This is a genomic window from Streptomyces sp. NBC_01689 (genome assembly GCF_036250675.1).
In the GTDB taxonomy this organism is placed as follows: domain Bacteria; phylum Actinomycetota; class Actinomycetes; order Streptomycetales; family Streptomycetaceae; genus Streptomyces.
Genome location: NZ_CP109592.1, coordinates 4588762 through 4607568 on the forward strand (window position 1 = coordinate 4588762; position 18807 = coordinate 4607568).

General features: G+C 68.6%; 15 protein-coding genes and 2 rRNA genes. 3 read left to right on the forward strand and 14 right to left on the reverse strand.

Translation table 11 applies throughout. The annotated features are described in order from the left end of the window. Positions 1-86 precede the first annotated feature (86 nt). From OG776_RS19485 to OG776_RS19495, 3 genes are all read right to left on the reverse strand, one after another. The gene (locus OG776_RS19485) at positions 87-1856 is read right to left on the reverse strand and encodes a glutamyl-tRNA reductase (protein ID WP_329321879.1); all 1770 of its coding nucleotides are present in this window, start codon (positions 1854-1856) and stop codon (positions 87-89) included. Next, positions 1853-2611, reverse strand: a complete 759-nt coding sequence (locus OG776_RS19490; RefSeq protein WP_148012254.1) for a redox-sensing transcriptional repressor Rex — start codon at positions 2609-2611, stop codon at positions 1853-1855. The genes OG776_RS19485 and OG776_RS19490 overlap by 4 nt, the downstream gene beginning before the upstream one ends. 320 nt (positions 2612-2931) lie before the next feature. Next, positions 2932-3276 (reverse strand): glutaredoxin family protein, encoded by a 345-nt coding sequence (locus tag OG776_RS19495; RefSeq protein WP_187285867.1) that lies wholly within the window; start codon positions 3274-3276, stop codon positions 2932-2934. A 188-nt stretch (positions 3277-3464) separates the two neighbouring features. On the opposite strand from OG776_RS19495, the gene OG776_RS19500 reads away from it, so the two are divergent. The 3 genes from OG776_RS19500 (at position 3465) to OG776_RS19510 (ending at position 7284) form a co-directional block, all read left to right on the forward strand. Further along, a complete protein-coding gene (locus OG776_RS19500; RefSeq protein ID WP_148012255.1) occupies positions 3465-4409 on the forward strand; it encodes an HAD family hydrolase in 945 nt (314 codons plus the stop codon). A gap of 602 nt (positions 4410-5011) precedes the next feature. Then, a complete protein-coding gene (locus OG776_RS19505) occupies positions 5012-5788 on the forward strand; it encodes an ECF subfamily RNA polymerase sigma factor, BldN family (RefSeq protein WP_148012257.1) in 777 nt (258 codons plus the stop codon). A 263-nt stretch (positions 5789-6051) separates the two neighbouring features. Then, a complete protein-coding gene (locus OG776_RS19510; protein WP_148012258.1) occupies positions 6052-7284 on the forward strand; it encodes a DUF5667 domain-containing protein in 1233 nt (410 codons plus the stop codon). Between the two features lie 119 nt (positions 7285-7403). Here OG776_RS19510 and OG776_RS19515 read toward each other — a convergent pair whose 3' ends face one another. The 11 genes from OG776_RS19515 to OG776_RS19565 all read right to left on the reverse strand — a co-directional run bounded on the left by OG776_RS19515 (position 7404) and on the right by OG776_RS19565 (position 18732). After that, positions 7404-8453, reverse strand: coding sequence for a lysophospholipid acyltransferase family protein (locus OG776_RS19515; protein WP_148012259.1), 1050 nt, complete (start codon positions 8451-8453; stop codon positions 7404-7406). A gap of 14 nt (positions 8454-8467) precedes the next feature. Beyond that, positions 8468-9529: an NAD-dependent epimerase/dehydratase family protein gene (locus OG776_RS19520; protein WP_148012260.1), complete on the reverse strand. Its 1062-nt coding sequence runs from the start codon at positions 9527-9529 to the stop codon at positions 8468-8470. A 341-nt stretch (positions 9530-9870) separates the two neighbouring features. Beyond that, on the reverse strand, positions 9871-9969 hold the full coding sequence (locus tag OG776_RS19525) for a 30S ribosomal protein bS22 (RefSeq protein ID WP_003948845.1): 99 nt from the start codon (positions 9967-9969) through the stop codon (positions 9871-9873). A gap of 165 nt (positions 9970-10134) precedes the next feature. After that, the gene (locus OG776_RS19530) at positions 10135-10347 is read right to left on the reverse strand and encodes a helix-turn-helix domain-containing protein (protein WP_004984898.1); all 213 of its coding nucleotides are present in this window, start codon (positions 10345-10347) and stop codon (positions 10135-10137) included. 129 nt (positions 10348-10476) lie between these two features. Then, positions 10477-11292 (reverse strand): phosphatase, encoded by an 816-nt coding sequence (locus OG776_RS19535; RefSeq protein WP_148012261.1) that lies wholly within the window; start codon positions 11290-11292, stop codon positions 10477-10479. A 107-nt stretch (positions 11293-11399) separates the two neighbouring features. Further along, positions 11400-12572, reverse strand: coding sequence for an acetoin utilization protein AcuC (locus tag OG776_RS19540; RefSeq protein ID WP_148012262.1), 1173 nt, complete (start codon positions 12570-12572; stop codon positions 11400-11402). After that, positions 12523-13755 carry an MFS transporter gene (locus OG776_RS19545; protein WP_329321886.1) on the reverse strand — a complete coding sequence of 411 codons (1233 nt, stop codon included), beginning with the start codon at positions 13753-13755 and terminating at the stop codon, positions 12523-12525. The genes OG776_RS19540 and OG776_RS19545 overlap by 50 nt, the downstream gene beginning before the upstream one ends. A gap of 80 nt (positions 13756-13835) precedes the next feature. Next, positions 13836-14543 carry a VC0807 family protein gene (locus OG776_RS19550; RefSeq protein WP_261994837.1) on the reverse strand — a complete coding sequence of 236 codons (708 nt, stop codon included), beginning with the start codon at positions 14541-14543 and terminating at the stop codon, positions 13836-13838. Between the two features lie 136 nt (positions 14544-14679). After that, positions 14680-15324 carry an HAD family hydrolase gene (locus tag OG776_RS19555; RefSeq protein WP_148012264.1) on the reverse strand — a complete coding sequence of 215 codons (645 nt, stop codon included), beginning with the start codon at positions 15322-15324 and terminating at the stop codon, positions 14680-14682. Between the two features lie 82 nt (positions 15325-15406). Then, positions 15407-15523: ribosomal RNA gene (rrf, locus tag OG776_RS19560) — 5S ribosomal RNA — on the reverse strand. Positions 15524-15611: 88 nt separating this feature from the next. After that, positions 15612-18732, reverse strand: a 23S ribosomal RNA gene (locus OG776_RS19565). Positions 18733-18807: the final 75 nt, after the last annotated feature.

Below are 18807 nucleotides of genomic sequence, written 5' to 3' on the forward strand. Positions count from 1 at the left end.
CGGAAGTCCGGCGGTGCCGAGCCCATCGGGCCCGCGCACGTTCGTACTCTCGCCGCCGGTGCGCCCTTGAGGCTCACGCGGCTCACTCATGCTCGCCCTCGGTTCTTGGCGTTCTCGGTGTTGTTCTCGGCCCGCGAGACGGAGGCGACCGTCTCCGGGTCCAGGTCGAACAGGGTCCGCAGCGCGTCCGCGTACCCGGCGCCGCCGGGTTCGGCGGCCAGTTGCTTGACCCGTACGGTCGGCGCGTGCAGCAGCTTGTCGACGACACGCCGTACGGTCTGCGTGATCTCGCCCCGCTGCTTGTCGTCGAGGTCCGGCAGCCGTCCGTCGAGCCGCGCGATCTCACTCGCGACGAGGTCGGCGGCCATGGTGCGCAGCGCCACGACGGTGGGGGTGATGTGGGCGGCCCGCTGGGCGGCGCTGAAGGCGGCCACCTCGTCGGCGACGATCCGCCGCACCTGGTCCACGTCGGCGGCCATCGGAGCGTCCGCGGACGCCTCGGCCAGCGACTCGATGTCGACCAGGCGCACGCCGAGCAGGCGGTGCACGGCCGCGTCGATGTCGCGGGGCATGGCGAGGTCGAGCAGGGCCAGCACGGGCGCGGGCCGGGGCGCCTCGGCGACCGGCTCGGGCCTGCGGCGCTCGGGGACCCGGCCGACGACCGCCACGGCCGCGGCGAGCGCCGCGATGGCCTCCGTGTCGGCCTCCGGGTCGAGGAGCCCCGCGGCCCGCGGGGCACGGGCCGCCGCGTCGCCGTTGTCCACCCAGGCCGCGTGCTGTTCCAGCTCGGCGGCGGCCATGCCGGCCACGGCGGCCTCGCCGAGCACGGAGAACCCGGCCGTGCCCTGCACGGTGGAGACGTCGAGCGGGCAGCCGTCCTCGGTGCCGACGCTCGTGGGCGCGAGCGGGCCGGTGCCGTCCACGGGCGCGACCGGTGCCGGACGGGAGGAGTCCGCGTCGGGCGCGGTGCGCGCGGAGCCGACGCCCTGACCGGCGACGGCCCGCCCCGTGCGGCCCGCGACGGCCGCCGCGACCGACTCGCCCGTCAGGACGAGACCCGTCGCGCCGGTGCAGGAGACGGCGATGTCGGCACGTGTCAGCTCGACCGGCACCGAGTCCATCGGTACCGCGCGGGCCGTCACGTCCCAGGCGCCGCCCTCGTTCTCTTCGAGGATCTGGACGAGGCGCCGCGCGCGGTCCGGGGTGCGGTTGGCGATGACGATCTCGGCGACCCCGGCGCGCGCGAGCGTCGCCGCGGCCAGCGAGGACATGGAGCCGGCCCCGATGACGAGGGCGCGCTTGCCCTTGGCCCAGACGTCGACGGGCGCGCCCGAGGACAGCTGCTCCAGGCCGAAGGTGACCAGGGACTGCCCGGCCCGGTCGATCCCGGTCTCGGAGTGCGCGCGCTTGCCGACCCGCAGCGCCTGCTGGAACAGGTCGTTCAGGAGGCGGCCCGCGGTGTGCAGCTCCTGCGCGGCCGCCAGGGCGTCCTTGATCTGGCCGAGGATCTGGCCCTCGCCCACGACCATCGAGTCCAGCCCGCAGGCCACCGAGAAGAGGTGGTGGACGGCCCGGTCCTCGTAGTGCACGTAGAGGTGGGGGGTGAGCTCCTCGAGCCCGACCCCGCTGTGCTGCGCGAGCAGCGTGGACAGCTCGGCGACGCCCGCGTGGAACTTGTCCACGTCGGCGTACAGCTCGATGCGGTTGCAGGTCGCGAGCACCGCGGCTTCGGCGGCCGGCTCGGCGGCGACGGTGTCCTGGAGGAGCTTGACCTGCGTGTCCGCGGTCAGCGTGGCCCGTTCGAGGACGCTGACCGGGGCGCTGCGGTGGCTCAGCCCGACGACGAGGAGACTCATGCCGGCATCACGGCGGGAACGTCCCCGTCGGGTCCTTTGCCGTTGTTCTCCTGGGCGGCCTGGGCGGCGGCACCGGCCTGTGCCTCGGCCTCCTCGCCGGCCTTGCGCTGCTCGTGGAAGGCGAGGATCTGGAGCTCGATCGAGAGGTCGACCTTGCGCACGTCGACGCCGTCCGGGACGGACAGGACGGTCGGCGCGAAGTTCAGGATGGAGGTGACCCCGGCGGCGACCAGCCGGTCGCAGACCTGCTGGGCCACGCCCGGCGGGGTGGTGATGACGCCGATGGAGACGCCGTTCTCGTCGATGATCTTCTCCAGGCCGTCGCTGTGCTGCACGGCGATGCCCGCGACCTGCTTTCCGGCCATCTCGGGGTCGGCGTCGATCAGCGCGGCGACCCGGAAGCCGCGGGACGCGAACCCTCCGTAGTTGGCCAGCGCGGCGCCGAGGTTTCCGATGCCGACGATCACTACCGGCCAGTCCTGGGTCAGGCCCAGTTCGCGGGAGATCTGGTAGACGAGATACTCGACGTCGTACCCCACACCGCGCGTCCCGTAGGAGCCCAGGTAGGAGAAGTCCTTGCGCAGCTTCGCGGAGTTGACCCCCGCCGCGGCCGCGAGCTCCTCCGAGGAGACCGTGGGGACCGAGCGCTCCGACAGTGCGGTGAGGGCTCGGAGGTACAGCGGAAGACGGGCGACGGTGGCCTCGGGAATTCCTCGGCTGCGGGTCGCCGGTCGGTGAGTTCGGCCAGTTGCCACGGTGCTCCTGCGGGTAGAGCGGGGCTGCAGGCGGTCACACGTACCTAGACCGCCCCGTCGAATGCAGGCTATGTCTTTGTGAACGCGTGCACAAAGATGGTGTCCGATTTGCCCGGGCAACGTGACGGGGGTCACGCATGCCCGGCGCGCGGGTATGGAACCAGCGCGCGGACAGCTTCGTTCCGCACCTGAAGGGGGCAAAGCCGTACACACTCCTCAACGAATCCCGCCCCCGAGACCAATCGCCGTCGATCCTAGGCGACTTTCCGGACCACCTGGACTGCTCGGTCAGGACGGACTCGGGCCGCGTCCCGGCGTCGCTACGAGGCCAGGGCCTTGCGCAGACGCCCCTCGTCCACCTTCCAGAACGTGTGCTGCGCGCCGTCCACCAGCACAACGGGGATCTGCTCCCAGTACGCGCGGTGCAGTTCCTCGTCCTGCGTGATGTCCTTCCCCTCCCACGGCACGCCGAGGTCCCCACACACCTTCTCCACCACTTGTTGTGCGTCATCACACAGATGACAGCCGGGCTTCCTGATGAGGGTGACCGACCGCTCACCCGGAGCCACCGCCTCCGCCTTCTCGGCCTTCTCCGGCCTCCGCACCCGCTCGGCCTTCTCCGTACGGCGCTCACCGCGCCCGAACATGGGACTCATACCGGCCATTCTCCCGCCGCGGGCGCCCCATGGGCCCCCCTTCGGCGCGCAAGGCGACAACCGGCCCCGGACACGGGCTCCGACGCGCCGATCGGAAACGCCGCGGACCCCTTCTTTAACGGCTCGGTCGCGGAGAGTTCACAGCCTCGAACCCTCGCGACTCCGGTACCACCGAACAAACTGGCTATGCTCACGCCATGGCCGCTCTCGGATGGCTCACTCCCCGTAGGCGCTCCGCCACCGCGCGGAGCGTGTTGGCAGGCGAGGCCTCGGCGGAGGCAGCGCGCAAATCCTCGCGGGAACTGGAGGAACTGGCCCACGACGCCGAACCGGACGTCCCCGAGCACGAACCGGACTTCCCGGTGCTCGGCGACGACAAGGCCGCCGCCTTCTTCGACCTGGACAACACCGTCATGCAGGGCGCCGCGCTCTTCCACTTCGGACGGGGCCTGTACAAGCGGAAGTTCTTCGAGACCCGCGATCTCGCACGGTTCGCCTGGCAGCAGGCGTGGTTCCGGCTGGCCGGGGTCGAGGACCCCGAACACATGCAGGACGCCCGCGACTCGGCGCTGTCGATCGTCAAGGGCCACCGGGTCGCCGAGCTGATGTCCATCGGCGAGGAGATCTACGACGAGTACATGGCCGAGCGCATCTGGCCCGGCACGCGCGCCCTCGCCCAGGCCCACCTGGACGCGGGCCAGAAGGTGTGGCTGGTCACGGCCGCCCCGGTCGAGATCGCGACGGTGATCGCCCGCCGCCTGGGACTGACCGGCGCGCTGGGCACGGTCGCGGAGTCGGTGGACGGCGTCTACACCGGCCGGCTGGTCGGCGAGCCGCTGCACGGTCCGGCGAAGGCGGAGGCGGTCCGCGCGCTGGCCACGGCGGAGGGCCTGGACCTCACGCGGTGCGCGGCCTACAGCGACTCGCACAACGACATCCCCATGCTCTCCCTGGTCGGTCACCCCTACGCGATCAACCCCGACGCCAAGCTGCGCAGGCACGCGCGTGCCTGCGAATGGCGGCTGCGGGACTACCGCACAGCGCGCAAGGCCGCGAAGGTCGGCATCCCGGCGGCGGCCGGGGTCGGCGCGGTGGCCGGCGGCACGGCGGCGGCCATCGCCCTCCACCGCCGCCGCCGCTGACCCCGCAATCTCCGCTCACTCCCCGAAGACACGCGCCCGCACCGAGGACACCGGGCCCGCGCGGGGCTGATCCGCCGGGCGCGCCCGCCACTCCACCCGCGGGCGCGCCCGACGCTTTTCGCGCCCGACGCCTCTGAGCGGCGCGGGCAATCGCGGACCCAGCCCCCGCCGACCGGCACCCGGAACGCCCGAGACGGCCGGGGCTCAGCCCCACACCGTCGCCGAGGGGCCGCGCGCGACCGCGCGCCGGCCCCCGCTCGCCCGCACCCGGGAAGCCCCTCGGCCCCCGGCGCGCCGCCGCACATTCCCGCCGTCCTACCCCCACAACGCCCCAACCAGTCCCGCCACCCTCACCCGGCCACAACACGCCCCGCTCCGAGCCGAAAACCGACCTGATCCGATCAACAATCGGTCACCGAACGACACTTGATCAGGCGTCAATAGGTTACAGAAGCGACGTAATCGATGATTTGAGCAACTGGGTGTAGCACTGCCTGTACGAAGCGTTATTCTCCTCAGACGCAAACCGGTACCCCTCCGTCGCTACGACGGGTGAATGGTCCCGCACTGAACGTGATGGAAGCTCTGCCTCTGGGAGTCCCGTGTACTCACACGTCGGGGTTGACGCCTCGGGCCTGGCTACGCTGCGCGCAACGGTCCTCGACCGCTTGCGCGGCTTCGTCCCCACCGCGTACGCCGTCCCCGCCTTCGCCTTCCCCGCGCCCGTCGGCCCGTGCTACGCACTGGCCGACGGCAGCGCGGCGGTAGGCAGGCGGGGCCGCTCCGGCTCGGCCGCCACGCCCACCGCACGCCGCCCGGCCGCAGACAGCGACAGCGCCCGGATGATGGACCTCGTCGAGCGCGCCCAGGCCGGCGAGGCCGATGCCTTCGGGCGGCTCTACGACCAGTACAGCGACACCGTGTACCGCTACATCTACTACCGCGTCGGCGGGAAGGCGACCGCGGAAGACCTCACCAGCGAGACGTTCCTGCGCGCCCTCCGGCGCATCGGCACCTTCACCTGGCAGGGCCGCGACTTCGGCGCCTGGCTGGTGACCATCGCCCGCAACCTGGTCGCCGACCACTTCAAGTCGAGCCGCTTCCGCCTGGAGGTGACCACGGGCGAGATGCTCGACGCGAACGAGGTCGAGCGCAGCCCCGAGGACTCCGTCCTGGAGTCGCTGTCGAACGCGGCACTGCTCGACGCCGTACGACGTCTCAACCCCCAGCAGCAGGAATGTGTCACCCTGCGCTTCCTGCAGGGACTCTCGGTCGCCGAGACCGCCCGGGTGATGGGCAAGAACGAGGGCGCCATCAAGACCCTCCAGTACCGAGCCGTCCGCACCCTCGCCCGGCTCCTGCCGGACGACGCCCGCTGAAACCCGTACCCCGTCCCCCCACCCGCACAGCCGCCTACGGTCCGCGACGCTCAACTCACCTTCTGTAAAAGTCTGTTGACTTCGTGGTCCGATCATCCGTCGTCCGTAACCCAAGTGCCGCGACGCTCGTTGTGCGGGATACAGGCTCCCTGTGGTCACTCCCCGGCTCCCACCGGTCACCCGATCGTGTGGACACGCCCGGGGCGTGCAACCCTCAGGACCCCCTGGGGAGTCGACCGTCATGACGAGAGGAGGTGCCGCCAGTGATCGCGAACGTATCGGCACACCGGCGGGCGAACGCCTTCGCCCAGGCCCTGGACGAGCAGTCCGACCAGGGCACGGCGGCCGAGCAGCCCGATGGATCGGCACCGCCCCCGGCTGCTGCGGAACAGACCGAGCAGGGCCTGCTGATGGCCCTCGCCACCGGTCTCGGCGAGCTGCCCAAACCGGAGCTGGACCCCGAGGTCAAAGTCGTCCAGCGAGCCCAGCTCGTCGCGGCGATGGAGGCCATGCTGCTGCAAGGCACCGCCGCGGAGGGCGATGGCCCGGACCGTTCCGTGCCCGGGCAGCGCTCGCACCGGGCACGAGGCGCGCACCGGGCGAGCGGACTGGGGAAGCTACGACCGCGTTCGCGCCTGTCCAAGGGGCTCGCCGCGGGCGGCCTCACCGTGGGCGTCGCCGCCGGAGCGTTCGGCGGAGTGGCCGCCGCCAGCTCCGACGCCCTGCCCGGAGACTCGCTCTACGGGCTCAAGCGAGGCATGGAGGACATCAAGCTGGGCCTGGCCCACGGCGACAGCGACCGGGGCGAGCTCTACCTCGACCAGGCCTCGACCCGGCTGAGCGAGGCGCGCCGCCTGATGGAGCGGGGCCGCTCCGGCAGCCTCGACCACGAATCCCTGGGCGAGGTCAGGCGCGCCCTGTCCGGCATGCAGCACGACGCGACCGAAGGCCACCGCCTGCTGCACGAGGCGTACGAACGGGACGGCTCCCTCGGCCCGATCCAGGCCCTCTCCGCGTTCGCCCAGTCCCACCGCCAGGCCTGGGGCGCACTGCGCGACCGACTGCCCGTCCAGCTCGGCGACGTCAGTCAGCAGGTCTCGTCGGTCTTCGCCGCCATAGACCAGGAGGTCGACCCGCTGCGCTCGCTGCTCCCGAAGGCCCCCGTGCAGGAGGGCACGGGCCGGCACCGCGGTGCCAGCTCGGACGCCCCCGGCTCGACCGGCACGGACCGTCCGGCACCCAGTGCCAGCAGCGGCTCCAGCGCCGGCAGCCACAGCAGCACCAGCAAGCCGAAGCCGTCCGCCTCGGGCACCACCGGCGAGGGTCTCCTCGGCGGCAGCACGGGCGGCCTGCTGGACCCGCCCAAGGACACCACCAGCACCTCCCCGTCGGCGGGCAAGTCCAGCCCGGCCGGTGGCGCCCCCGACGTCACCCTGCCCCCGCTGCTCCCCGGTCTCCTTCCGGGGCTGGGCATCGACAGCGAGGACAGCCGGTAACCCCGCGGGCACCTACGACGGTGGGGCACCCTTCCTCGAAGGGTGCCCCACCGTCGTATCCGCGTATCCGCGTACGTCAGGGGTCGCGGGACCCGGCGGCCCGGGACCGGCGACCGGCGTCAGAAGAAGACCGACCGGCGCTGCACCAGCAGCTTGTACAGCGTGTGCTGGATCTGCTCCCGCACCTGGTCCGTCAGGTTGAACATCAGCATCGGGTCCTCGGCGGCCTCCGGCGGATACCCGTCCGTGGGGATCGGCTCACCGAACTGGATCGTCCACTTCGTCGGCAGCGGCACGGCCCCGAGCGGCCCGAGCCACGGGAAGGTCGGCGTGATCGGGAAGTACGGGAATCCCAGGAGCCGCGCGAGCGTCTTCGCGTTCCCGATCATGGGGTAGATCTCCTCCGCGCCCACGATCGAGCACGGGATGATCGGGGTGCCCTGCCGCAGGGCCGTCGAAACGAACCCGCCGCGCCCGAAGCGCTGGAGCTTGTAGCGCTCGCTGAACGGCTTGCCGATGCCCTTGAAGCCCTCCGGCATCACCCCGACCAGCTCACCGCGCTCCAGCAGCCGTTCGGCGTCCTCGGCACAGGCGAGCGTATGACCGGCCTTGCGGGCCAGCTCGTTGACGACCGGCAGCATGAAGACCAGGTCGGCCGCGAGCAGCCGCAGATGCCGGCCCGCCGGATGGTTGTCGTGGACCGCGACCTGCATCATCAGGCCGTCCAGCGGCAGCGTCCCGGAGTGGTTCGCGACGATCAGCGCCCCGCCCTCGGAGGGGATGTTCTCGATGCCCTTGACCTCGACCCTGAAGTACTTCTCGTAGAGCGGGCGGATCATGGACATCAGGACCTGGTCGGTGAGCTCCTGGTCGTACCCGAAGTCGTCGACCTCGTAGTCACCGGTCAGACGCCGGCGCAGGAAGGCGAGGCCCCCGGCCACACGCCGTTCCAGCCCGCCACCGTTCCGGGGCTGCTGAACCGGCTTCTCCTCACGCGTCACAGGAACATCATCCTGCGGGTGGGGCCGGCCCGGCAGGGGCTGGACCTCACGGACCACCGCGGGATCGCCCGTGCGCCGGCTCCCCGTGGTCCGCCGCCGCGCCGGGCGCTGCGCCGCACCCCCGCGCGAGCGGTCGTCGTCGAACGGAATGACCTTGGCGTCCGCCATCGTCGATGCGCTCCTCAGTTGGCGCTCAGTGTCGGGGGCTGGCCGCCGCCCAGGACGGGCAGCGCGGCGATCCTGTCGACGGCCCCCGCGAGGGCCTCGGGGGGCAGGAGTCCCGGGCCCCGGCTGCGTGCGAAGTCCGCGAAGGTCTCGGCCGTCGAGTACTTCGGTTTGTACCCCAGCGTCTCGCGCATCTGATTCGTCGACACGACCCTGCCGTGCGTCAGCAGCCGCAACTGCTCCGGGGAGAAGTCCGTCACCCCCAGGGTACGCACCGCCGTGCCCACCCAGGTGAGCGCGGGCAACAGCAGCGGCACCGTGGGACGGCCCAGCCGTCGCGCGCACTGCGAGAGCAACAGGACGCCGTCTCCGGCGATGTTGAACGTGCCGCTGTTCAGCGTGCCCCGCTCCGGCTCGTCCGAGGCGATCCGCAGCACCTCGATGACGTCGTCCTCGTGCACGAACTGGAGCCGCGGGTCGTACCCGAACACCGTCGGCAGCACCGGCAGCGCGAAGTACGACGCGAGGGGCGAATCCGCGCTCGGGCCGAGGATGTTCGCGAAGCGCAGCACACACACGGCGACGTCGGGCCGGCGGCGCGCGAAGCCCCGTACGTACCCCTCGACCTCGACCGTGTCCTTCGCGAAGCCGCCGCTGGGCAGCGACTTGGGCGGGGTCGTCTCGGTGAACACGGCCGGGTCGCGGGGCGCGGACCCGTAGACGTTCGTACTGGACTTCACGACGAGCCGCTTGACCGTCGGGGACTTCTGGCAGGCGCCGAGGAGCTGCATGGTGCCGATGACGTTGGTCTCCTTGACCGTCGTCCGGCTGCCGCCGCTCAGCGCGGTGCCCGTCACGTCCATGTGCACGACCGTGTCGACGGAGTGCTCGGCGAGCACCCGGGCGATCGTGGGCTGGCGGATGTCGGCCCGGACGAAGTCCGCACCGCCCAGATGGTGCTCGGGCGTCACCGCGTCCACGGCGATCACGCGGTCCACCTGCGGGTCACGCTGGATCCGTCGTACGTACCGGCCCCCCAACTGGCGGGCCACTCCGGTCACGAGCACGACCTTCCCCAAGATCAGCGCCTCTCTTCCCGTGCTGGACGTATCTGGACGTAGCTCTGCTCGTAGCCTGCCGTGTTCCCCGTGTGCCGCCAACCTAGCGGGTCGATGTTGCGCCGGGATGACCGCCCGGCGCACGCGATGACGGTGAGCCGGGGGCCTACGACCGGACGGGACCGCGGGGCCCGCAGGCGTACGCACAGCATCCTCCCTGAGGGCACCGCGGGCGCAGACGCGCGGCCGCCCGCGGCCGGAAAACGCTGTGGCCCCCCACCGGCAGGTGGGGGGCCACAGAGCGCGCTGTCGACAGCTGTCGCACCTCGCAAGGACGAGCCCCGCTCAGGCGGGGCACGGCCTTACTTCTTGTTGCGACGCTGAACGCGAGTGCGCTTGAGCAGCTTGCGGTGCTTCTTCTTGGCCATCCGCTTGCGCCGCTTCTTGATAACAGAGCCCACGACTACCCTCGCTCACTTCTCTTTACTCGGTGCTGGGCTGCATGGGCCCACACGACCTATGAGGGGCCAGCCTACCCGTCCGAGCGCCAGGGTCGTAATCGAGGTGATCCGAGTGCATTCCCGGGGTGGCCACGAGGGCTTTCCGGGAACTCCACCCGGCCGCCGTCAGGCCGTCTCCACCCCCACATAGCTCTCGCGGAGGTACTCGTGAACCGCTTGCTCCGGCACCCGGAAGGACCTCCCCACCCGGATCGCCGGCAGATGACCGCTGTGCACCAAGCGGTACACGGTCATCTTCGACACTCGCATCACCGAGGCGACTTCCGCCACGGTAAGGAACTGAACCTCGTTCAGAGGCCTCTCGCCCGCTGCAGCCATGACACACCTGAACCTTCCGCACTCGACGGCCACCGGCTTCCCCTTCCGGTGACTCTTCGTCGTTGCGTGCTCACTCCCCAATGTAGGGGCGGGTGATGCGAGTGGGGAAGAGGGGATGCCATCGGCCGCCTACTGTGACAGACACGCTCGATTGAGTACATAGCGAGTAAGCGGTCGGTAGTAATCAGACCGCACAGCGTCATCAACCGGAACGACGACGGACACCCGCCCCTCTGCCTCTCCGACGAAGAGCGCGGGATCGTCCGTATCGGCCAGCCCCATGGCCTCGAACCCCAGCTGACCTGCTCCGCAGACCCATCCGTGGTCACCGATCACCAGCTCCGGGAGCGGTCCCCCGGCCTCCGCCGCGGCGCCCAGAACGGTACGAACCGGGAGTGGCGAGTGGGAGTGCGCGCCGGTCGCACCACGGGGGGCACGCACCCCCGGTTCGCGCACCAACGCGACGCCCTGTACGTAGTCGAGGCTGTACGTGCGTAGACCGAACCGGGTCGTTATGTCGACAGAGCTACCCTGCGCGGGAGTGAGGACGGTACATCCCGCCGACGACAACGCGTCCGCGAGAGTGGCGTAGAAACCGAGCAGCCGGTGCGGGTGACCGGTTCCCAGCAGGACCGGTTCGCGGTTGCGGGCCGCCTGACCGAGCCGTCGGGCGAAGGCCTCCAGCGCGGCCAGGGTCCGCTCCGGGTCGATCACATCATGCCCGCTCGTGTGGGCCGGATCGGCCGAAACCCCGCACTTGTCCGCCATCAACTCGATCAGATCCCGTTGCCGCCAGGTCCATTCGGGATCAAGTCCGAGCAACACACGAGGATCACGGGCCGCGAAGAGCCGATAACTCCGCAGACTCTCCTCGCGCGAGGTGGCGACGGGCCCGGCCAGCCGGGCGGCCAGCAGATGCGCGCGCAATGCTCCGGTGCTCAACACGTCAGCGATGCTGGTACATGCGCCGGACGTTCACCCCGAAAATCCAGAAAACGCCCCACAGTTGGCGTAATGGACATCTCTCTCCGGCGGCACCCGGCGGAGCGGTCCTACGCGAGCAGTCCCCGCAGCGGGAAGACCGCCCGCCGGGTCGCCACGATCGCCTGGTCGAGCCGGTCCGCCGGGTCGTACCCCGACTCCCAGTCCTTCCACGGCACCGGCCAGCGCCCGTCCGTCATCCTCGCCGGCGCCAACTGCCGTGTACGGGCGAAGACTTCCTGACGCCAGCTCTCCGGGATCACCGTCTCGGGCGCGATCGGCCGCCCCGCCGCGACGGCCACCAGATGCGTCCACGACCGCGGTACGACCTCCACGACCGCGTACCCGCCGCCGCCCAGCGCGACCCACCGCCCGTCGGCGTACTCGTGCGCCAGGTCGTGACAGGCGACCTGTACCGCCCGCTGCGCGTCGAGGGAGACCGCGAGATGCGCGAGCGGGTCCTCGAAGTGGGTGTCGGCGCCGTGCTGGGTGACGAGCACCTGCGGCCGAAAGTCCGCGACCAGTTCGGGCACGACGGCGTGGAAGGCCCGCAGCCACCCCGCGTCCCCCGTCCCGGCCGGCAGCGCCACGTTCACCGCGCCGCCCTCAGCCCCCTCACCGCCGGTCTCCTCGGGCCATCCGGTCCCGGGGAACAGCGCCCGCGGGTGCTCGTGCAGCGAGATCGTCAGAACCCGCGGATCGTCCCAGAAGGCGGCCTGCACCCCGTCCCCGTGATGCACGTCGACGTCCACGTAGACGACCCGTTCGGCCCCGAGCTCCAGCAGGCGCGCGACCGCCAGCGCGGCGTCGTTGTAGACGCAGAACCCCGACGCGGCACCCGGCATCGCGTGATGCAGCCCGCCCGCGAAGTTCACCGCGTGCAGCGCGTCCCCGCGCCACACCGCCTCCGCCGCGCCGACCGACTGCCCCGCGATGAGCGCGGACACCTCGTGCATCCCCCCGAAGGCGGGATCGTCCAGGGTCCCCAGCCCGTACGAGACGTCCGCCGCCGCCGGATCGGCGGAGGCGGCCCTGACCGCCTCCACGTAGTCCTGCCGGTGCACCAGCCGCAGGGTGGACTCCCCGGCCGCCTTCGCCGCGACCACGTCCACGTCCCGGTCGAGCCCGAAGGCACCGACCAGTCCCCGGGTCAGCGCCAGCCGGACCGGATCCATCGGATGGTCCGGACCGAAGTCATAGCCCGTTACTGCCTCGTCCCACATCAGCTGTGCGCGGCCGCTCATGCCCGTCACCGTATCGGTCCGGACCGGGCGCGAACGAGCGGGCGTACCCCAGCGTCACCAGGACCAACACCATCGGCACCAGCATGGCGCCCCGGTAGTTCCACGCGTCGCCCAGCGCCCCCACCAACGGCGAACCGACCAGGAACCCCACGTAGTTGAAGATGTTCAGACGCGCGATGGCCGCGTCCGAAGCCCCCGGGAAGAGCCTCCCGGCCGCCGCGAAGGTCTGCGGAACCAGCACACACAGCCCCAGCCCCAGCAGGGTGAACCCGAGCATCCCCACCCACGCCCCGGGCGCCGCCGCCACCACCCCGAACCCCAGCGCCGCCACCACGGCCCCCAGCCGCACCACCGCCACCGCGCCGAACCGCCGCACCCCGACGTCCCCCACGGCCCGCCCCACCAGCGTCATCACCATGTAGACGTTGTACGGAACGGTCGCCAGCTGCTCCGAACTCCCCAGCACGTCCTGCAGATACTTGGCACTCCAGTTGGAGACCGTCGAGTCCCCGATGTACGCGAACGTCATCACCAGACACAGCGGCAGCAGCAGCTTGAACACGACCGGGCCGCCCTCCGCCTTCCCCTCCGGCCCGTCCCCCGCCTTCTGCGGCCCGGCCGCCGCGTCCCCGTCGACGTACCACCGGCTGCCCAGGAACGCGGCCGGCAGCAGCACCAGCACGACCGGCAGGTAGGACGTGAACAACGACAGGTGCCAGTGCGCCCCCGCCCACGCGAGCGAGGCGCCCACGATCCCGCCCAGGCTGTACGTGGCATGGAAGCCGAGCATGATGCTGCGCCCGTACGCCCGTTGCAGGCTCACCCCCAGCATGTTCATGGAGGCGTCGAGCGCGCCGACCGCGAGCCCGAAGGCACCGAGGGCCACCGCCATCTCCACGAGCCGGTCCCCCGTGCCCACCCCGAGCAGCGCCAGCAGCACCACGGGCTGGGACCAGCGCAGGAGCCGGCTGGGACGTATCCGCTTGACCAGGTGCTCGGTGGTCACGCTCCCCACACCGGCCAGGATCGGCACGGCCGCGAGGAAGACCGGCAGCAGCGCGTCGGAGACCCCGTATCGGTCCTGGATGGCCGGGATGCGCGTCACCAGCAGCGCGAAGGTGGCGCCCTGGGCGAAGAAGCTGAACGCCAGCGAGGCCCTGCCGCGCCGCAGCACATCTGTCATGGCGGCGAGCGTAGGGCCCCGGCCTACCGGTGGGTAGATCCAGCCGAAGATGAATTCCGCTCAACTCTGCGGTGAAACGGTCACAGCTCCCCGGTCCGGCCGGCCGCTTCCCCCCTGACCATCGCCTCCATCGGACCGGCGGCGAGACCACCACTGACCACCATGGCCAGCGCCATCGTGCCGATCATGACGACCGTGCCGAGCCACACCATGGTGTCGACGGGCAGCGTGTACGCCCCCACGATCCGTACGACGCACTCGCCGAGCAGCGCCACGCCCCACACGAGGGAGAAGGTCCGCTCGAACCTCCGGAACCGCTCGGACCCGCCGATCAGCCGCTCCCAGGCGGCGGTCCGCGCCGGGTCCCCCTTGGTCACGAACGGCTTCATCGCCGTCGTCATCATCGGCCGGCCCGCCATCACGGAGACCAGGACGCCGATCCCGATCACGCTGCTGACCCCGCTGTCCTTGGCGAGCATCAGCCGCGGGTCACCGGCGACCAGGCTCAGCAGCAGGCCCGCCACGTTGACGAACAGGATCAGCGCGGCCAGCGCGTTGACCCTCCGCTCCCGCACCACGCTCCACACGGTCCGCACGGCGGGCACCACGCTGCTCCACCCGAGCGCCGCCATGGTGCTCATCCCGAAGCCGCTCTTGAGCAGGTAGTACGAGCCGATCGGCACCGCCACGTCGACGACCAGCGGCAGGAAGTGCCGCCGGGTGGCGGCCCTCGGTCCGCCGTCGGCGACAGCCGCCGCGATACCGCTCTCCGTGGCCGTGACGCTCATGGTCGGGTCCCTCCGTCGTCGCCGTGTACGTGCCGCTCTTCGCTGTATTCAGCTTCGCGGCCGGACCCCGCTCGCCGACAGAAACGATCGTCCGGAGCTCGTCATGACAAATGTCAGCGGCGCCCGGTGGCGGGGGTCATACGAGCAGGTCGAGAAGGTCGGCCAGGTCGGAGAAGTGCCGGGTGGCCCCGGTGAGCCGTGCCGCGGGGGTCATGGCGGTGAACCCGTACACGTCCATGCCGGCCGCGTTCGCCGCCCGCACGCCGAGCGGGCTGTCCTCCACGACGACGCACCGCCGCGGTGGGACGCCCATCCGCTCGGCGGCGTGCAGGAACAGGTCGGGGGCCGGCTTGCCCTTCCCCACGTCCTGGGAGCTGAAGACCCGTCCTTCGTCGAACCACCGGTCGAGGCCGGTGGTGCGGTGTCCCACCCGGATCCGCTCGTGGCTGCCGGAGGAGGCCACGCAGTACGGCACTCCGTCCGCGGTCAGTTTCTCCAGCACCTGCACCGCTCCGGCGACCGGCCGCAGTTCGCGTTCGAACGCGGCGAAGACCCGCGCGTGGAAGACGTCGTCGAAGTCGTCGGGCAGCCGCTGCCCGGTGCGCTCCTGGACCAGGTCGTGGACACGGTGCATCGCGGACCCCATGTAGTCCCGGACGGAGTCCTCGTACGAGGTGGGGTGTCCGAGTTCGGTCAGGTACGCGGCGAGGATGCCGTTGGAGATCGGTTCACTGTCCACGAGGACGCCGTCGTTGTCGAAGATGACCAGGTCATAGCGCATGCGGCAACACTAGGACGGAATGCCCCCTGAACGCAGAAAACCCCCGTACCGATTTCCCGGTACGGGGGTCTCCTCAATATTTGTTCGGCGGCGTCCTACTCTCCCACAGGGTCCCCCCTGCAGTACCATCGGCGCTGTAAGGCTTAGCTTCCGGGTTCGGAATGTAACCGGGCGTTTCCCTCACGCTATGACCACCGAAACACTATGAAACACAACCGGAGCCACAGCCAAAACGGCTACGACGGTTGTTCGTGGTTTCAGAACCAACACAGTGGACGCGAGCAACTGAGGACAAGCCCTCGGCCTATTAGTACCGGTCACCTCCAGCGGTTACCCGCCTTCCAGATCCGGCCTATCAACCCAGTCGTCTACTGGGAGCCTTAACCCCTCAAAGGGGGTGGGAATACTCATCTCGAAGCAGGCTTCCCGCTTAGATGCTTTCAGCGGTTATCCCTCCCGAACGTAGCCAACCAGCCATGCCCTTGGCAGGACAACTGGCACACCAGAGGTTCGTCCGTCCCGGTCCTCTCGTACTAGGGACAGCCCTTCTCAATATTCCTACGCGCACAGCGGATAGGGACCGAACTGTCTCACGACGTTCTAAACCCAGCTCGCGTACCGCTTTAATGGGCGAACAGCCCAACCCTTGGGACCGACTCCAGCCCCAGGATGCGACGAGCCGACATCGAGGTGCCAAACCATCCCGTCGATATGGACTCTTGGGGAAGATCAGCCTGTTATCCCCGGGGTACCTTTTATCCGTTGAGCGACGGCGCTTCCACAAGCCACCGCCGGATCACTAGTCCCGACTTTCGTCCCTGCTCGACCCGTCGGTCTCACAGTCAAGCTCCCTTGTGCACTTACACTCAACACCTGATTACCAACCAGGCTGAGGGAACCTTTGGGCGCCTCCGTTACTCTTTAGGAGGCAACCGCCCCAGTTAAACTACCCATCAGACACTGTCCCTGATCCGGATCACGGACCCAGGTTAGACATCCAGCACGACCAGACTGGTATTTCAACGACGACTCCACCCACACTGGCGTGCGAGCTTCAAAGTCTCCCAGCTATCCTACACAAGCCGAACCGAACACCAATATCAAACTGTAGTAAAGGTCCCGGGGTCTTTCCGTCCTGCTGCGCGAAACGAGCATCTTTACTCGTAGTGCAATTTCACCGGGCCTATGGTTGAGACAGTCGAGAAGTCGTTACGCCATTCGTGCAGGTCGGAACTTACCCGACAAGGAATTTCGCTACCTTAGGATGGTTATAGTTACCACCGCCGTTTACTGGCGCTTAAGTTCTCAGCTTCGCCACCCCGAAGAGTGACTAACCGGTCCCCTTAACGTTCCAGCACCGGGCAGGCGTCAGTCCGTATACATCGCCTTACGGCTTCGCACGGACCTGTGTTTTTAGTAAACAGTCGCTTCTCGCTGGTCTCTGCGGCCACCCCCAGCTCAGAGTGCAAGACTCATCACCGGTGATGGCCCCCCTTCTCCCGAAGTTACGGGGGCATTTTGCCGAGTTCCTTAACCATAGTTCACCCGAACGCCTCGGTATTCTCTACCTGACCACCTGAGTCGGTTTAGGGTACGGGCCGCCATGAAACTCGCTAGAGGCTTTTCTCGACAGCATAGGATCATCCACTTCACCACAATCGGCTCGGCATCAGGTCTCAGACTATGTGCTGTCCGGATTTACCTGGACAACGTCCTACACCCTTACCCCGGGACAACCACCGCCCGGGATGGACTACCTTCCTGCGTCACCCCATCACTCACCTACTACAGGTCTGGTCCGTCGGCTCCACCACTCCCCTTCGCCCGAAGGCTCCAGGGCGGCTTCACGGACTTAGCATCGCCTGGTTCAATGTTTGACGCTTCACAGCGGGTACCGGAATATCAACCGGTTATCCATCGACTACGCCTGTCGGCCTCGCCTTAGGTCCCGACTTACCCTGGGCAGATCAGCTTGACCCAGGAACCCTTAGTCAATCGGCGCACACGTTTCTCACGTGTGTATCGCTACTCATGCCTGCATTCTCACTCGTGAACCGTCCACCACTGCCTTCCGGCGCGGCTTCACCCGGCACACGACGCTCCCCTACCCATCACAGCGGGCGTTGGCCCTATTGCTGCAATGACACGACTTCGGCGGTACGCTTGAGCCCCGCTACATTGTCGGCGCGGAATCACTAGACCAGTGAGCTATTACGCACTCTTTCAAGGGTGGCTGCTTCTAAGCCAACCTCCTGGTTGTCTGTGCGACTCCACATCCTTTCCCACTTAGCGTACGCTTAGGGGCCTTAGTCGATGCTCTGGGCTGTTTCCCTCTCGACCATGGAGCTTATCCCCCACAGTCTCACTGCCGCGCTCTCACTTACCGGCATTCGGAGTTTGGCTAAGGTCAGTAACCCGGTAGGGCCCATCGCCTATCCAGTGCTCTACCTCCGGCAAGAAACACACGACGCTGCACCTAAATGCATTTCGGGGAGAACCAGCTATCACGGAGTTTGATTGGCCTTTCACCCCTAACCACAGGTCATCCCCCAGGTTTTCAACCCTGGTGGGTTCGGTCCTCCACGACCTCTTACAGCCGCTTCAACCTGCCCATGGCTAGATCACTCCGCTTCGGGTCTTGAGCGCGCTACTAAATCGCCCTATTCGGACTCGCTTTCGCTACGGCTTCCCCACACGGGTTAACCTCGCAACACACCGCAAACTCGCAGGCTCATTCTTCAAAAGGCACGCAGTCACGAGACATGTGCAAGCACACATCCGACGCTCCCACGGCTTGTAGGCACACGGTTTCAGGTACTATTTCACTCCGCTCCCGCGGTACTTTTCACCATTCCCTCACGGTACTATCCGCTATCGGTCACCAGGGAATATTTAGGCTTAGCGGGTGGTCCCGCCAGATTCACACGGGATTTCTCGGGCCCCGTGCTACTTGGGTGTTTCTCAAACGAGCCGCTGATGTTTCGACTACGGGGGTCTTACCCTCTACGCCGGACCTTTCGCATGTCCTTCGCCTACATCAACGGTTTCTGACTCGTCTCACGGCCGGCAGACCGTGAAAGAGAAATCCCACAACCCCACATACGCAACCCCTGCCGGGTCTCACACGCATATGGTTTGGCCTCATCCAGTTTCGCTCGCCACTACTCCCGGAATCACGGTTGTTTTCTCTTCCTGCGGGTACTGAGATGTTTCACTTCCCGCGTTCCCTCCACATACCCTATGTGTTCAGGTATGGGTGACAGCCCATGACGACTGCCGGGTTTCCCCATTCGGAAACCCCCGGATCAAAGCCTGGTTGACGACTCCCCGGGGACTATCGTGGCCTCCCACGTCCTTCATCGGTTCCTGGTGCCAAGGCATCCACCGTGCGCCCTTAAAAACTTGGCCACAGATGCTCGCGTCCACTGTGCAGTTCTCAAACAACGACCAACCACCCATCACCCCCGGCTACAACCGGAGTTC

Excerpts from the sequence above, each read along its gene's own strand:
- OG776_RS19515 (WP_148012259.1), bottom strand. The coding sequence starts at position 8,453 with ATGGCGGACGCCAAGGTCATTCCGTTCGACGACGACCGCTCGCGCGGG.
- OG776_RS19495 (WP_187285867.1), bottom strand. The coding sequence starts at position 3,276 with ATGGCCGGTATGAGTCCCATGTTCGGGCGCGGTGAGCGCCGTACGGAG.
- OG776_RS19530 (WP_004984898.1), bottom strand. The coding sequence starts at position 10,347 with ATGGCTGCAGCGGGCGAGAGGCCTCTGAACGAGGTTCAGTTCCTTACC.
- OG776_RS19555 (WP_148012264.1), bottom strand. The coding sequence starts at position 15,324 with ATGCGCTATGACCTGGTCATCTTCGACAACGACGGCGTCCTCGTGGAC.
- OG776_RS19545 (WP_329321886.1), bottom strand. The coding sequence starts at position 13,755 with ATGACAGATGTGCTGCGGCGCGGCAGGGCCTCGCTGGCGTTCAGCTTC.
- OG776_RS19550 (WP_261994837.1), bottom strand. The coding sequence starts at position 14,543 with ATGAGCGTCACGGCCACGGAGAGCGGTATCGCGGCGGCTGTCGCCGAC.
- OG776_RS19500 (WP_148012255.1), top strand. The coding sequence starts at position 3,465 with ATGGCCGCTCTCGGATGGCTCACTCCCCGTAGGCGCTCCGCCACCGCG.
- OG776_RS19485 (WP_329321879.1), bottom strand. The coding sequence starts at position 1,856 with ATGAGTCTCCTCGTCGTCGGGCTGAGCCACCGCAGCGCCCCGGTCAGC.
- OG776_RS19540 (WP_148012262.1), bottom strand. The coding sequence starts at position 12,572 with ATGAGCGGCCGCGCACAGCTGATGTGGGACGAGGCAGTAACGGGCTAT.